Raw genomic sequence first — 14,266 nt, 5'->3', positions numbered from 1 at the left:
CGTTTTAATATGCTATCAAGAAGACAGAAACATATACTCGTTAAATTTTTCAGTTTGTTTTCTGTGGTTCGCGGCTACAATATTCTTATTGTTGTAATTGCTCAATACCTAACCGCCGTTTATATTTTGGCTCACGATATTCCGGTTAAGCAGGTTGTGCTAGATTTAAATTTACTCGTGTTAGTATTGGCATCGGCAGCAACTGTTGCTGGAGGTTACATTATTAACAGTTTTTACGACTCCGAGAAAGATTTAATAAACCGCCCCATAAAATCTAGGTTGGATAGGTTGGTAAGTCAAAATACCAAACTCTCATTTTATTTTGTGCTAAATTTTATTGCGGTAATCATGGCAAGTTACGTATCGTTTAAAGCCGTAATGTTTTTCTCAATTTACATTTTTGGTATTTGGTTTTATTCGCACAAGCTTAAAAAAATGCCATTTATAGGTAATTTAACCTCGGCAGTATTAACTATTACGCCTTTTTTCGCCATTTTTATGTATTACAAAAATTTCGAAACCGTAATTTTTGTGCACGCTATTTTCTTGTTTTTAATGATTTCTATGCGCGAACTCACTAAAGATTTAGAAAACATAACAGGCGATATAGCTCAAGGATATGTAACCATTCCAGTAGCATACGGCGAGAAAACCTCTAAAACACTACTAACTATCTTAGCAACCCTAACCCTAGTGCCAACCTATTTACTATTATACCGCTTCAAGGTAGGCCATATGTATTATTTCTTTTATTTAAGCTTTATACTACTGCTTATATTTTTATTTATGCTATGGAAATCTAGAACCAAAATACAGTATTTGATATTGCATAATATATTAAAATTCATAATTTTGGCAGGCGTATTTAGTATCCTGTTAATCGATGTAAGTGTTATATTAAATCGTATTTAAATTATTTGGGGGCCTGCCTGCCGGCAGGCAGGTTACCACAAGGGTCAGGCTTTTCGCTGCAAGTCCTCGCACCTCCTGTCGTCGGGCTGTGGGCTATCCGCTTCAATCCTTAACGCTTTAGCAACAATTCGTTAATTAAAAACCGTTAATCGTAAATTATTAGATATATCTTTGCACAAAATAATAAGTCATGAAAAGACAACAAGGTAGTAAAGGAAAAGGAAAACCATCAGGACGCGGTAGTGGAAACACACGCTCTACAAGTTATGCAAGAGGAAATGCTCCTATAAAGAAAACAAACACAGCACCTAAAAAGGCGAGTAACCCAGACGAGATTAGGCTAAATAAATTTATAGCCAATTCTGGTATTTGTTCGCGTCGTGAAGCCGACGAGCATATTGCTATTGGTTTGGTAACTGTAAACGGTAAAGTTATTACCGAAATGGGATATAAAGTAAAACTAACAGACGAGGTACGTTACGATGGTGCAAGCATAAGGCCAGAAAAGAAAGCCTATGTGCTTCTTAACAAGCCAAAGGGCTTCGCTACAACTACAAGCGAAGGTAAAGGCCGCACGGTAATGGATTTAGTGGCAAACGCAACATCATCGCGTATTAAACCTATTGGGCGCTTAGGACGCAACTCTAAAGGTTTAATATTGTTTACTAACGATGATACTGTGGCTAGTAAATTTACCAACTCTAAAAATGGTGTGCCACGTTTATTTCATATCGAGTTAGATAAAAATCTAAAATTAGAAGATTTAAAAAAGATTCAAGCCGGATTTAAGGTAGAAGGAAAACTAATTGAAGTAGAAGAAATTAGTTATATAGACGGCGCATCGAAAAAAGAAATTGGTTTAAAAATTAAAAATACAGGAAACACCATAATACGTACCATTTTTGATTATTTACAATACAATATTATTAGTTTAGATTGTGTGGCTATTGGTCATTTAACCAAAAAGGATATTCCGCGTGGGCACTGGAAACATTTAACCGAACAAGAGTTGAATACCTTAAAAATGCTTTAAAAGCATAACTTTAGTGTTTAATTTAAATATAATAGTCTCTTTAAGTTGTAAAACCTAAAGGGACTTTTTTTTGTTTAATAGTTAACCACCATAAAACCTAGTTAGTATTATAATTAGTATACGTGTTTTGCGTTAGGGACAGTAGTGTAAAGCCCACAGGAAACCCTATTTTATAATAGGGTTTTCGAGGACTTGAAACGTATAGCCCGACCTAAGCGAACCTGTAAGGCGCAGTACCAAATTTATTTTGGTATCTAAACCTTGCAGGAATGAGCGTGGTAACGCCCTAACAATGAAAGGTATAGTGCGCATTAAAAAAATAATAAAAAAAGTAAAAAAAAGTTTGGCGTATTAAAAAATAAATTACATTTGCCCTGTTTTTTAAGCACTAAAACTTAAAAAGTAGCTGAACACTTTGAAACCTGTTTCTATGTTCGGGCTTTTGAAAATTAGGAAGTCATACTCAAAAGCAGCTTACAGATTAAGCGACCGAATTTTAAAGCTAACTTCCGTTTCTCCTATACATGCTATACAGCATGAATATGCTTTTGTGCCTACAACCCAAAAGGAATTTCGTATTTGATATTGTTAATTTTTTATTGGCTTAACGTGTAGTTAATACACCAATCACATCTTTAACATTTATTAAAACAAAACATTGAATACAAAATATATTGATTTAATCAATCAGACTTTTGATTTTCCTCAGGACGAATTTAAAGTTGATAAAGGACAGTTGCATTTTCATGATATTGACTTAATGCAATTAACAAAACAGTATGGCGCACCGCTAAAATTCACGTATTTACCGCAAATATCTAACAATATTATGCGTGCTAAAAAGTGGTTTGCAGATGCCATAGAGAAACACGACTATAAAGGCAAATACAATTATTGTTATTGTACTAAAAGTAGCCATTTTAAGCATATTTTAAACGAAGCTTTAAAAAATGAAATCCATATTGAAACCTCGTCGGCTTTTGATATTGATATTGTTGAGCGCTTAAAAGAGGAAGGTAAAATTACCAACGATACTTTTGTTATAAGTAACGGGTTTAAACGTGCGCAGTATGTTACTAACATTGCGCGTTTAATTAATAGTGGGCATAAAAACGCCATTCCTATTATTGATAATTACGAGGAAATCGATTTACTATCGCAAGAAATTGATGGTAAATTTAATGTTGGTATCCGTATCGCATCAGAAGAGGAGCCTAAATTTGAGTTTTATACCTCGCGTTTAGGTATTGGATATAAAAATATTGTGCCTTTTTATAAAAGCCAGATTGCTAATAATAAAAAAGTAGAGCTTAAAATGTTACACTTTTTTATTAATACAGGAATTCGTGATAATGCGTATTACTGGAACGAACTTTTAAAATGTTTAAAGGTTTATACTAGCTTGAAAAAGATTTGCCCAACATTGGATAGTTTAAATATTGGTGGCGGTTTCCCTATTAAAAGCTCCTTAGCTTTCGATTTTGATTACGAGTATATGGTTGATGAGATTATTAATCAAATCAAATTAACTTGTGAGGAAGAAGGCGTAGATGTACCAAACATTTTTACAGAGTTTGGAAGCTTTACAGTAGGCGAAAGTGGTGGTGCTATTTACGAGGTGTTGTACCAAAAACAACAAAACGATCGCGAAAAATGGAACATGATAAACTCATCTTTTATTACAACATTACCAGATACTTGGGCTATTAACAAACGTTTTATATTATTAGCAGTAAACCGTTGGCAAGATAGTTACGAGCGTGTTTTACTAGGTGGTTTAACTTGCGATAGCGACGATTATTACAATAGCGAGCAGCACATGAATGCCATTTATATGCCAAAATATAATAAAGATAAGCCATTGTATATCGGGTTTTTTAACACAGGTGCTTACCAAGAAACTATAGGTGGTTTTGGCGGTTTGCAGCACTGTTTAATTCCGTCGCCAAAGCATATTTTAATTGATAGAGATGCCGATGGAAATCTTACTACCGAGTTATTTGCAGAACAACAAAAAAGTGAAGACTTACTAAATATACTAGGTTACGGTATAGAGAAAAAAGACACTAGAACCAAGACCGCTTCGCTTTCAGAAAATGTAACGTAACTGGGGTTTAAAAAAGTATTATTGAAAGCGTAATGCTTTGTCAACCTATAAATTATTTTACGTAAAAAATGAATTGAAACGTAGGGTTAAGCAAAAATCGTCGCATTACTAATGTTACTTGATAGATGAATTTTAATTGCGAAAAAAGATTATTCCTATGAAAAAAGCAACTTTATTTTTGTGCCGAAGTGGAAGAAATTTTTAGTAAAATAATTTTCAGTTTTGATTTTTTTGCTTCGTTTTTTTATCAAGAAAAAAATGATGATTTAATTTAAAAAATATAGATTTTATACAAATCATGAATATAAATACATACGCAGGAATTCCTGAAGAATTAGCAAAATTAGAGCAAGCAAAAATTGTTTTAATTCCTGTGCCTTACGATGGTACAAGTACATGGCAAAAAGGTGCCGATAAAGGCCCAAAGGCTTTTTTAGATGCTTCGGAAAACATGGAGCTTTATGATATTGAAACCGGAACAGAAGTTTATAAACAAGGTGTGTTTTTAGCTGATGCGGTTACAGAAGATGCTTCGCCAGAAGCCATGGTTGAGGCGGTGCATCAAGCGACTAAAAAGTATATTAAAAAAAATAAATTCGTTACTATTTTTGGAGGCGAGCACTCAATTTCTATTGGTACTATTCGTGCCTTTAATGAGATGTATCCTAGTTTAACCGTATTGCATATTGATGCGCATGCCGATTTAAGAAAGGAGTACGATGGTTCTACTTGCAATCATGCTTGTGCGGTTTACGAAGCGAGCCAGAATACAAACCTTATTCAGGTAGGAATTCGCTCTATGGATGTTATCGAAAAAACGGTAATGGACGAGGAGAAAACCTATTTTGCACATGATATGGCAATAGATGATACTTGGATGGATTCGGCTATCGATCAAATGACAGAAAATGTGTTTGTTACTTTCGATTTAGATGCTTTCGATCCTTCAATTTTACCAAGTACAGGAACTCCAGAACCAGGTGGATTATTATGGTATGAAACCCTAGAATTCTTAAAACAAGTTTTTGAAGAGAAAAACGTGGTAGGATTTGATATTGTTGAATTATGCCCGAATAAAAAAGAAAAATCATCAGACTTTTTAGCTGCTAAACTTTACTATAAAATGTTAAGCTATAAGTTTGTAAATGAAGCTGTAGAAGCCGAATACGATAACAATTACGAAAACCCAAAACAAAAAACGAATACTTTAAAATTTACTGACGATGACAACTACTAAAGGACCAATTTCTCAATTTATTGAAACGCATTATTTGCATTTTAATGCAGCTGCTTTAGTAGATGCTGCCAAAGGCTATGAAGCACAATTGGAGTCTGGTGCTAAAATGTTAGTATCGCTTGCTGGTGCCATGAGTACTGCCGAATTAGGTAAAAGTTTTGCCGAAATGATTCGTCAGGATAAAGTACATATCATTTCTTGTACAGGAGCAAACTTAGAAGAGGATATCATGAATTTGGTAGCGCATTCACATTATAAACGTGTACCAAATTATCGCGATTTAACACCTCAAGATGAGTGGGATTTGTTAGAAAAAGGATTAAACCGTGTAACCGATACCTGTATTCCAGAGCACGAAGCATTCCGTCGTTTACAAGAGCATATCTATAAAATATGGAAAGATGCCGAAGCTAATGGCGAACGCTATTTACCACATGAGTATATGTACAAAATGTTATTGTCTGGAGTGTTAGAGCAATACTACGAAATCGATTTAAAAGATTCTTGGATGTATGCTGCGGCCGAAAAAAACTTACCAATAGTATGCCCAGGTTGGGAAGATAGTACTATGGGAAATATTTTTGCTAGCTATGTTTTAAAAGGCGATTTAAAGGCAAGTACCATGAAATCGGGTATAGAGTACATGACGTTTTTAGCAGATTGGTATACTAACAACTCATCAAAAGGTATTGGGTTTTTCCAAATTGGCGGTGGTATTGCTGGCGATTTTCCAATTTGTGTTGTGCCAATGTTATATCAAGATATGGAGCGCACAGACACACCGTTTTGGAGCTATTTTTGTCAAATTTCAGATTCTACAACAAGTTATGGTTCGTATTCTGGAGCTGTACCAAACGAAAAAATTACTTGGGGTAAATTAGATATAAATACACCAAAATTTATTGTGGAGAGTGATGCTACTATTGTTGCGCCTTTAATTTTTGCTTACCTTTTGGGTCAGTAATCATGGACGCAAAAAAAATAGAAAATATCGAGCTTAAGTATTTAACTGTTGATGATTATCAAGAGTTAAAAGAAGCCACATTAGAGTCTTATGCAGGAGTGCTAGATTCGTATTGGAAAAAAGATCATATTATTCAATTAACCTCCATGTTCCCAGAAGGGCAAGTGGTTATCAAAATTGATGGCGATATTGCAGGTTGTGCATTATCTCTTATTGTAGATTACGATAAGATTGATGATAACCATACCTACGCCGATATTATTGCAGGAGAATCTTTTAAAAATCACGATCCAGAAGGCGATGTGTTATATGGTATTGATGTTTTTATAAAACCAGAGTATAGAGGTTTGCGTTTAGGCAGACGCTTGTACGATTACAGAAAAGAAATCTGTGAAAACCTGAATTTAAAAAGCATCATTTTTGGTGGTAGAATGCCAAATTACCATAAACACAAGGAGTTTTCGCCTAAAGATTATATTGAAAAAGTAAAGCGCAAGGAAATTCATGATCCTGTTTTAAATTTTCAAATTTCTAACGATTTTCATCCGGTAAGAGTTTTAAAAGGCTATTTGGAAGGCGATACAGCATCAAATGAATATGCCGTATTAATGGAGTGGGATAATATTTACTATACCAAACCAACACGAAAAGCGGCTTCGGTAAAAACGGTAGTGCGCTTGGGCTTAATCCAATGGCAAATGCGACCATACAAAGCCTTGGAAGATTTAATGCAGCAGGTGGAATATTTTATTGATAGTGTAGCAGCCTACAGATCAGATTTTGCAGTATTTCCAGAGTTTTTTAATGCACCACTAATGGCAGAGTTTAACCATTTACACGAACCCGAAGCCATTAGAAAACTTGCAGAATTTACAGAGGTTATAGTTAATAAACTAAAGCAGCTATCTATATCGTATAACATTAATATTATTTCTGGAAGTATGCCAGAAGTTGTTGGCGATAAGCTATATAACGTAGGTTATTTGTGCAGACGAGATGGTAGTTTTGAGCGTTACGAAAAAATTCATGTTACGCCAGACGAGGCTAAAGTTTGGGGTATGCAACGTGGTAATTCATTAAAAACCTACGATACCGATTGTGGTAAAATAGGAATTTTAATTTGTTACGATTCTGAGTTTCCAGAACTATCGCGCTTACTTTCAGACGAAGGTATGGATATATTGTTTGTACCGTTTTTAACCGATACTCAAAACGGCTATTCTCGTGTGCGTTTATGCGCGCAAGCTAGAGCCGTAGAAAATGAATGTTATGTGGCTATTGCAGGAAGTGTAGGGAATTTACCAAATGTAAATAACATGGATATTCAATACGCGCAATCGGCCGTATTTACGCCATGCGACTTTTCGTTTCCAAGTAATGGTATAAAAGCAGAAGCCACACCAAATACAGAAATGATATTGGTTGCCGATGTAGATTTAAGCTTGCTTAGAGAGCTACATTCGTTTGGTGCCGTTAAAAATTTAAAAGACAGAAGAAAAGATTTTTATGATGTTATTCGTGTTAAATAATGATAAATAGTATATTTATAACATCAAGAAACCCCAACTTTAAGAAAAATGAAAAATAGAAATAGTAACTTAAAACGTGTTATAGTCGATTTTAAAAAATTGACTCCAGAAATTTTAGCTTTGCTCGTAGAGCGTTATCCCGATGGATATGATGACGATGATGTAATCTCGTTTAAAAACCAACATAACGAACTTGTTGAAGCAGTCGAGGTTATTACAGAAGATACTAAGTATTTGGTAAAAGTAAGTACCAAATTATCGGTAACTATGGAGAATTATGATGAGGATGATTATGAAGATTTTGATAATAACGATCCTGAAGCTGTACAACCTCCAGATTTAACAGACGAAGATACAGAAGACAACGATTAAATATAATTATTATGAGAACTGCCGCTTTTAAATCTTACAAAAACGGTTATTACAATTTTTGGTTTGAAAACGGTGAGGAGCTAGCCTTCGAAGAGGTGCACCCTCGCGTTTTAAAGCAATATGATTTACAAAATGACGAATCTTTAATTGATAAGGATTTTAGAATTACCTTTATAGAAGCAGGTGATGACGATAATCCTATTTACGTAGTTCAAAGTTTAAAACCCATTTAATACACATAGTTTATAGCATACAATGTATACCGTAGTTGCTTACCAAGTAGCTAGTGCTATCAATATAAAAACTAGTAAACACCAGTTGCCGTGGCAATTAGTGTTTCAAGATAGCGACGAACTTTATTATAAAAGTTCGGAAAATCAATTTGTTTACATTTTTCAGTATGGTATGGTTAGTTTTTTCAACATGACCGATGTTGAAATTGCTGGCGTATTACAAGAAATAAAACCTTTTTGCACTAATTATTTTACTGAAAAGTTATCAGATTCGGTTGAGATTCTTATTCAACCCAATACACAGCAAGTCCAATTTGATAGTGTTATATTACCAAGTATTGATGAAGAAATGATTCGTTTGGTATTATTAAACATTTCACAATCTGTAGCCTTAGATCGTTTTTCTGAAATTACGGAAGAATTACTTATTGAAACCAATAAGCACACCTTATTTCTTGAAGAAAACGGGAAACTGGATATTTCTGGTAATAAGTTAAAGCGTTTTATAGGTAAGATTCTCAACATAAAAAATAAAATTTTAGAGAACCTGTATATTTTCGATTCGCCCGAAATAACCTGGGAAAACGAGCAGCTTAACAAGCTTAATCAAGATTTAAAACGCACCTTCGATTTACAGGATAGATACCGCCTAATTCACGACCGTATAGAGATTATTAAAGAGAATCTAGAGCTCTTTAAAGATATTATGGATCATAAGGAAAGTAGTCGCTTAGAGTGGATTATTATTATCCTAATTGTTATTGAGGTTATAGATTTATTTATAGCAAAATTGTCCGGTTTATTTTAATCTAGTTATAAGAATAAATCGTATATTAAAGTACTGCAAGTCAGTGGTTTCTGGGGTGGGTTGTGTTAAGGTGTTTACGCTTTATTTGTGCCAGTTCCAGAAACAAATGTTAAGTTAAATTTTAAATTATAAAAAAGATGAAAACAAAAAAGTTAATCGTGTTTAGTGGTTTGTTATTGGTTTTTTTATCGCTGTCTAGCTTTAAAAGTGAGGCCTATTTACATGCCAATTTGGTAAGTGTTGCATATCAAGATGGTTTACTTGTGTATGCTACCTTCGATGGGAAAGAAGATTATGGCTATAACTTTATTACTAAAGATAAAGATGGCGAAGAAAAAACATTAACCTTTCAAAAAGTAGATGATAAGGTTTTAGAAGTCTTTAATTTAGCAGACGAAAAGTTAATTGGTACAAAGTTTAAAATCACCTTTAATCGTGTTATTACGTTTACAAAAGATGAAGATGGAATGGACGATCAAGATGAAACCAATACCATTACAAAGTTAGAAAAGCTATAGATTTGTTTATGTTTTAAATGGTGTTTAGCGCCATTAAATAATTTAGGCTTCCAGAAATCTGGGAGCCTTTTTTATAAAGACTTCCCAAATAAATACGCCGTAAACCACGAGATATTCTAAGCCAATTACCCATAGGTTTTCAGATTTATCCATAGAGTTTACATTTACATAAGCCAAATAGCTTAAAATAATAACAAAACTCCATACCAACGGAAATTTATACTTGGTAAATACCGATAAAATTAAAAGCATAGCAATATACCAAGGGTGCACTGTAGTGGCTGTAAAATAGTAAAACGAAAGTACCATTAACATAGCTGTGATTAACTGTGTCATGGTTTTGTTTTTTCTTAAAAAACTTAAGGTTATAACAAAACAAACCACAAGTATAGAGGCCGCTTTGCCAATAATTGCAATTTCATTATAGCCTCTAAATAAATAACCAATTTCTCTAGCTATATAATATAAACTCGCATTAAACTCGAAATTACCAAACCACAAAGCAACCGTTTTACTGTAATTATTTATAAATTCTGAAGAATAAAAAGGTGCAAAAAGTAGGACTGTAGTTAGTATAACTAAGGCGTAAAAAGCTATTAGTTTTGTAATGCCTTTCCAGTAATTATAACGAGGAGTTGGCAACAAATCTAACTTGTTTTTACTGTCCTCTTGAGGTGCTTTTTGGGATGTTTTTTTTATGATATTCCAATTGCCAAAAACAAACCACTGATAAAATAAGGGCAAGAACATTAGCGGAATAAGTTTAGTTGCCACAGAAAGCGCAAAAACAACCGCTGCAAGCACCCATTTGTTCGAGTAAAGTAAATATATGCTCCAAACTAGAAAGAACACCATAACACCCTCAAAATGCAAATTGCCTGTTAGTTCTATTATAATAAACGGGTTTAATATATACCAAAATATGTGGTGCACCGGAAGTTTAAGTTTTTCTAAAAGTTTAGAGCCGTAGTGAAGTGTTCCAAAATCGGCAGCAATAATAAGCAAGCGCATAACGATAACCGATCCTAAAATACTTTTACTAGCAAACAAGGCAGCAATAGTAAAACAAAGTTGGTTTATTGGCGGGTAGTTGGTAAAATGGCTGGCGTTTAAACTGCCCATACCTGCACGAAGTTCTAAAGCTTGCGCAACAGGGTATTTACCTGCGTTAATAAAAGATTCTACGGTGTGTAAGTAGGGGTTTATACCTTCTAAAATCGTGCGGCCATCCCAAATAAAACGGTAAAAATCTTGCGATAAATTGGGTATGGCAAGAATAAAAATAGCCCGAAACCCAAAGGCTAAATAGGTTAGCGCTTTGGTGTTGTGTTTTAACTGTTTAATAATATTATAGAATAAAATAAACACGGCTATGTAGAGCGTGACAAGTTTTATATAATCTGTTCTCACTATATTATATGCAAACGCCCAATAAAATAATAGGCTAGAAATAGCCAAGAGTAATGGCATTTTGTTTATTTTAATAAACGATGGGTTTAAAATCATGGACCAAATATAATACTATTTGTTTGTAGGATTTTGTGAAAAAAGCTTACTTGATATTGTAAAAACATCTGCTACCTTCGTGTAACGTGAAATATAAAACACCTGTGCTGGACTTGTTTCAGGACTAAAACGATTTCATATTTGGAGAATATTAAACGAACCTTTCCAAAACCCTTCCTGTTTTAATTAAAAAATAGAGCGAGTAAATAGGCCCGCGTTAGGGATTGAAGTGGATAGCCCACAGCCCGACGTAGGAGGTGCGAGGACTTGTAACCTTTCGACCTCGCTCAAGACAGGCTCCAAGCCCGACCCTTGTGGTGACGCCCAAAAATACAATCAGGATTATGAGATTCCCTTTTACAAGGGAATGAAAAGTATACGCTAAACTTTGGATGCTAACGATTTAAAAAATACATAGCCAAAGCCTACACATAGCATAAAGTGAAATGGGAAGAGTCCAAAATCGCCGCCTTGGTTGCCAACTATAAAGGCGCTATACATACCAAAACCAAAATAACACATAAGTAGCCCTTCGAAAATAACGTTTACAGATATGTTAGGTTTTATGTATTTGTTGTTTTTCCAGTTGTCTTTGTACTTACTTATATTGAATTTTGGTGTACGCACAAATTCTGATTTTTTACCAATATGCCCTTCTAAAACAGCAATGGAGTTATGTAACGAAAAGCCCATAGCTATTGAGAAAAACACAAAAAACATACCTATGTAGCGGATAAAATTTTTAAAGCCGCCGCCATATATGTTTTTGTACATAAACCAGTAACATACAAAAAAGATTATGGTGCTCATTACAAAGAAACTCATAACGTAAAAATACGGGCGTAAATGGGCATATTCGTTTTTTATATAAAGCATTGGGATGCTTAAAACACCAACTATAAGTACGTTTAAAAACATGGTGCTGTTTAATAAATGCAGCAAACCGTGTACTTTGGTTTTAGCTGAAATGTTTTTGCTTTTTACAACACGACCAAGCATTTTCTGGAAATTTTCTGCACCGCCTTTATTCCATCTGAATTGTTGTGAACGCGCTGCGCTAATTACTATTGGAAGTTCGGCAGGTGTTTCTACGTTTTCTAAATACTTGAATTTCCAGTTTTTAAGTTGTGCGCGGTAACTAAGGTCTAAATCTTCGGTTAGCGTATCGCCTTCCCAATTTCCGGCATCGATAATACAGGCTTTTCGCCAAAGTCCTGCGGTACCATTAAAATTTATAAAATGCCCTTTACTGTTTCGGCCAACTTGCTCTAGGGTAAAGTGGGCATCGAGCGCAAAGGCTTGAATTTTAGTTAGTATGGAGTAGTTGCGGTTTATATGGCCCCAACGGGTTTGCACAACACCAACGGCTTCGTCTTTAAAATAAGGTACGGTACGTTTTAACCAGTCTGCTTCGGGTAAAAAATCGGAATCGAAAATGGCAATAATTTCGCCTTTTGCGATTTTTAAACCTTCTTTTAAGGCTCCTGCTTTAAAACCTTTACGGTCTGTTCTTGTTATTTGTATTATATCTAAGCCTTGGGCTTGAAGTTTTTGAATTTGTTTTAGAGTAGATTCTACCGTTTCGTCTGTAGAGTCGTCTAAAACTTGAATTTCTAATTTGTTTTTTGGGTAGTCTATTTTTGCAATATTATCTAGCAGACGTTCCATAACATACATTTCGTTATATACTGGAAGTTGTATGGTTATATATGGTATTTCGGTTGGATTGGATAAATTGAATTTTGGAGAATTGTCTTTGGTTTTCTTTGATGATAGGTAGTTAAAAAGTAAATTTAGTTGTGCTAGTGCATACATAAAAATGAGCAAAAGCGAAATACTGTATAAAATTATTATAGTGGTTTCTAATATCATTATTTAAAACTGTATTTAAAAATCCAACCTAAGATTTTTATGCCTGCAAATATAGCACCTTTTACCGTACCTGAAACTTTTGAGACACCTATTCTGTTACGATAGTTTACTGGTATTTCTGTATATGTGAGTTTTTGTTTTAGTGCTTTCAGTTGCATTTCTACGGTCCAACCGTAGGTTTTATCTTCCATTTTTAGTGCGAGTAACTTACTGTATTTTATTGCTCTAAAGGGGCCTAAATCGGAAAATTTGGCACCAAAAAAAAGTTTCATTAGGTTGGTTGCTAGCCAATTGCCAAATATCTGTGGTCCTGTCATGGACCCTTTTTCTCTAAGTTGTTTTGTTCGGGCACCAATTACAAAATCGATATTGTTGTTTATTATTGGAGCTACTATTTTTGTAAGTTCTTCTGGGTAGTCGCTATAATCGCCATCTAAAAAAACTACTATATCTGGTTTTTGTTCTTGATTGGCAATATACTGCATGCCTTTTAAGCAGGCATAACCATACCCTCTATTGGGTTCTGATAAAACAGTAGCACCTGTTTTTTTTGCATTAGTTTCGGTATTATCAGTAGAGTTATTACTTACTACAATAATTTCATTTACTGTTTTAGGGACATCTTTAATTACGTGTGCTATAGAGTCTGCTTCGTTGTAAGCAGGAATTATCACTTTTATATGTGTCATTTAAGATCGCTAAGGTTATTGTCTTTTTTAAAAGAAGCAAAGGTAGTCCATTCTTTTATTTTTTGTCCTGCTTTATATTTTGCAGCCGAAATTAGTTTCTCGTTTTTGTACATAAGGCAAAATCCATTTTTTTGATTGTCTTGTAATTGGCACTTATGTTGTATTTTTTCTTGTGCGTCATAAAACAACCACCAACTGTTTTTTTTACCATTTTTAAAGTGTCCTTCTTTTTCAATTGTACCATGTTTGGTGTAAAACTTCCAGTATTTAACTTCTTTGTTTTGTAAAAAGTGTCCTTCTTTTTGTATAGCACCGTTTTCGAAATAAAATTTCCAGAAGGCTGTTTTTTTATTGTTTTCTATCCAGCCTTCTGATTTTATTGCACCGTCATCATAATAATTGCGTTGGTATTTTTTTTCAGCGAAAGCGTTACAACTAATTAATATTAGTAGTGCTAAAATTAACTTCTTCATGGCTTGCATATAT

At 34.2% G+C, this 14,266-nt stretch carries 14 protein-coding genes; 10 read left to right on the top strand and 4 right to left on the bottom strand.

Features of this window, described 5'->3' with window-relative positions; all coding sequences use genetic code 11:
- Positions 1-9: 9 nt before the first annotated feature.
- The 10 genes from BMY96_RS01160 to BMY96_RS01115 all read left to right on the top strand — a co-directional run bounded on the left by BMY96_RS01160 (position 10) and on the right by BMY96_RS01115 (position 9,713).
- On the top strand, positions 10-912 hold the full coding sequence (locus BMY96_RS01160) for a geranylgeranylglycerol-phosphate geranylgeranyltransferase (protein WP_092848009.1): 903 nt from the start codon (positions 10-12) through the stop codon (positions 910-912).
- A 190-nt stretch (positions 913-1,102) separates the two neighbouring features.
- On the top strand, positions 1,103-1,945 hold the full coding sequence (locus BMY96_RS01155) for a pseudouridine synthase (RefSeq protein ID WP_092848007.1): 843 nt from the start codon (positions 1,103-1,105) through the stop codon (positions 1,943-1,945).
- A gap of 658 nt (positions 1,946-2,603) precedes the next feature.
- Entirely contained in the window at positions 2,604-4,052 is a 1,449-nt protein-coding gene (locus tag BMY96_RS01150) for a type III PLP-dependent enzyme domain-containing protein (RefSeq protein ID WP_092848004.1), read from the top strand.
- Positions 4,053-4,350: 298 nt separating this feature from the next.
- Positions 4,351-5,289: an agmatinase gene (gene speB / locus BMY96_RS01145; RefSeq protein ID WP_092848002.1), complete on the top strand. Its 939-nt coding sequence runs from the start codon at positions 4,351-4,353 to the stop codon at positions 5,287-5,289.
- Positions 5,276-6,253 carry a deoxyhypusine synthase family protein gene (locus BMY96_RS01140; RefSeq protein ID WP_092848000.1) on the top strand — a complete coding sequence of 326 codons (978 nt, stop codon included), beginning with the start codon at positions 5,276-5,278 and terminating at the stop codon, positions 6,251-6,253. Before speB ends, BMY96_RS01140 begins: the two co-directional genes overlap by 14 nt.
- A 2-nt stretch (positions 6,254-6,255) precedes the next feature.
- Positions 6,256-7,782 carry a bifunctional GNAT family N-acetyltransferase/carbon-nitrogen hydrolase family protein gene (locus BMY96_RS01135; protein ID WP_092847997.1) on the top strand — a complete coding sequence of 509 codons (1,527 nt, stop codon included), beginning with the start codon at positions 6,256-6,258 and terminating at the stop codon, positions 7,780-7,782.
- A 48-nt stretch (positions 7,783-7,830) separates the two neighbouring features.
- Positions 7,831-8,154 carry a hypothetical protein gene (locus BMY96_RS01130; RefSeq protein WP_092847995.1) on the top strand — a complete coding sequence of 108 codons (324 nt, stop codon included), beginning with the start codon at positions 7,831-7,833 and terminating at the stop codon, positions 8,152-8,154.
- Between the two features lie 11 nt (positions 8,155-8,165).
- A complete protein-coding gene (locus tag BMY96_RS01125) occupies positions 8,166-8,387 on the top strand; it encodes a hypothetical protein (RefSeq protein ID WP_092847992.1) in 222 nt (73 codons plus the stop codon).
- Positions 8,388-8,409: 22 nt separating this feature from the next.
- The gene (locus tag BMY96_RS01120) at positions 8,410-9,195 is read left to right on the top strand and encodes an RMD1 family protein (RefSeq protein WP_092847989.1); all 786 of its coding nucleotides are present in this window, start codon (positions 8,410-8,412) and stop codon (positions 9,193-9,195) included.
- 137 nt (positions 9,196-9,332) lie between these two features.
- Complete coding sequence (locus BMY96_RS01115) at positions 9,333-9,713, top strand: hypothetical protein (RefSeq protein WP_092847986.1); 381 nt, start codon at positions 9,333-9,335, stop codon at positions 9,711-9,713.
- Positions 9,714-9,755: 42 nt separating this feature from the next.
- Here the strand turns inward: BMY96_RS01115 and BMY96_RS01110 are convergent, their stop codons facing one another.
- From BMY96_RS01110 to BMY96_RS01095, 4 genes are all read right to left on the bottom strand, one after another.
- A complete protein-coding gene (locus BMY96_RS01110; protein ID WP_245750512.1) occupies positions 9,756-11,183 on the bottom strand; it encodes an MptA/MptB family glycosyltransferase in 1,428 nt (475 codons plus the stop codon).
- A gap of 417 nt (positions 11,184-11,600) precedes the next feature.
- Positions 11,601-13,091, bottom strand: a complete 1,491-nt coding sequence (locus BMY96_RS01105) for a cellulose synthase family protein (protein WP_092847980.1) — start codon at positions 13,089-13,091, stop codon at positions 11,601-11,603.
- Positions 13,091-13,780, bottom strand: a complete 690-nt coding sequence (locus tag BMY96_RS01100) for a glycosyltransferase family 2 protein (protein WP_092847977.1) — start codon at positions 13,778-13,780, stop codon at positions 13,091-13,093. The genes BMY96_RS01105 and BMY96_RS01100 overlap by 1 nt, the downstream gene beginning before the upstream one ends.
- Positions 13,777-14,253, bottom strand: coding sequence for a toxin-antitoxin system YwqK family antitoxin (locus BMY96_RS01095; protein ID WP_092848750.1), 477 nt, complete (start codon positions 14,251-14,253; stop codon positions 13,777-13,779). Before BMY96_RS01095 ends, BMY96_RS01100 begins: the two co-directional genes overlap by 4 nt.
- Between the last annotated feature and the right edge of the window lie 13 nt (positions 14,254-14,266).

The organism is Algibacter pectinivorans, from assembly GCF_900112595.1.
GTDB classification, from domain to species: Bacteria; Bacteroidota; Bacteroidia; order Flavobacteriales; family Flavobacteriaceae; genus Algibacter_B; species Algibacter_B pectinivorans.
The sequence above is the reverse complement of the archived record's forward strand: the minus strand, read 5'-3'. Positions and strand labels throughout refer to the sequence as shown.

What these genes read in the sequence shown, in the direction of transcription:
- BMY96_RS01100 (WP_092847977.1), bottom strand. Translation starts at nt 13,780, where the DNA reads ATGACACATATAAAAGTGATAATTCCTGCTTACAACGAAGCAGACTCT.
- BMY96_RS01110 (WP_245750512.1), bottom strand. Translation starts at nt 11,183, where the DNA reads ATGCCATTACTCTTGGCTATTTCTAGCCTATTATTTTATTGGGCGTTT.
- BMY96_RS01105 (WP_092847980.1), bottom strand. Translation starts at nt 13,091, where the DNA reads ATGATATTAGAAACCACTATAATAATTTTATACAGTATTTCGCTTTTG.
- BMY96_RS01155 (WP_092848007.1), top strand. Translation starts at nt 1,103, where the DNA reads ATGAAAAGACAACAAGGTAGTAAAGGAAAAGGAAAACCATCAGGACGC.
- BMY96_RS01115 (WP_092847986.1), top strand. Translation starts at nt 9,333, where the DNA reads ATGAAAACAAAAAAGTTAATCGTGTTTAGTGGTTTGTTATTGGTTTTT.
- BMY96_RS01125 (WP_092847992.1), top strand. Translation starts at nt 8,166, where the DNA reads ATGAGAACTGCCGCTTTTAAATCTTACAAAAACGGTTATTACAATTTT.
- BMY96_RS01140 (WP_092848000.1), top strand. Translation starts at nt 5,276, where the DNA reads ATGACAACTACTAAAGGACCAATTTCTCAATTTATTGAAACGCATTAT.
- BMY96_RS01135 (WP_092847997.1), top strand. Translation starts at nt 6,256, where the DNA reads ATGGACGCAAAAAAAATAGAAAATATCGAGCTTAAGTATTTAACTGTT.
- BMY96_RS01095 (WP_092848750.1), bottom strand. Translation starts at nt 14,253, where the DNA reads ATGAAGAAGTTAATTTTAGCACTACTAATATTAATTAGTTGTAACGCT.
- BMY96_RS01130 (WP_092847995.1), top strand. Translation starts at nt 7,831, where the DNA reads ATGAAAAATAGAAATAGTAACTTAAAACGTGTTATAGTCGATTTTAAA.
- speB (WP_092848002.1), top strand. Translation starts at nt 4,351, where the DNA reads ATGAATATAAATACATACGCAGGAATTCCTGAAGAATTAGCAAAATTA.
- BMY96_RS01120 (WP_092847989.1), top strand. Translation starts at nt 8,410, where the DNA reads ATGTATACCGTAGTTGCTTACCAAGTAGCTAGTGCTATCAATATAAAA.
- BMY96_RS01160 (WP_092848009.1), top strand. Translation starts at nt 10, where the DNA reads ATGCTATCAAGAAGACAGAAACATATACTCGTTAAATTTTTCAGTTTG.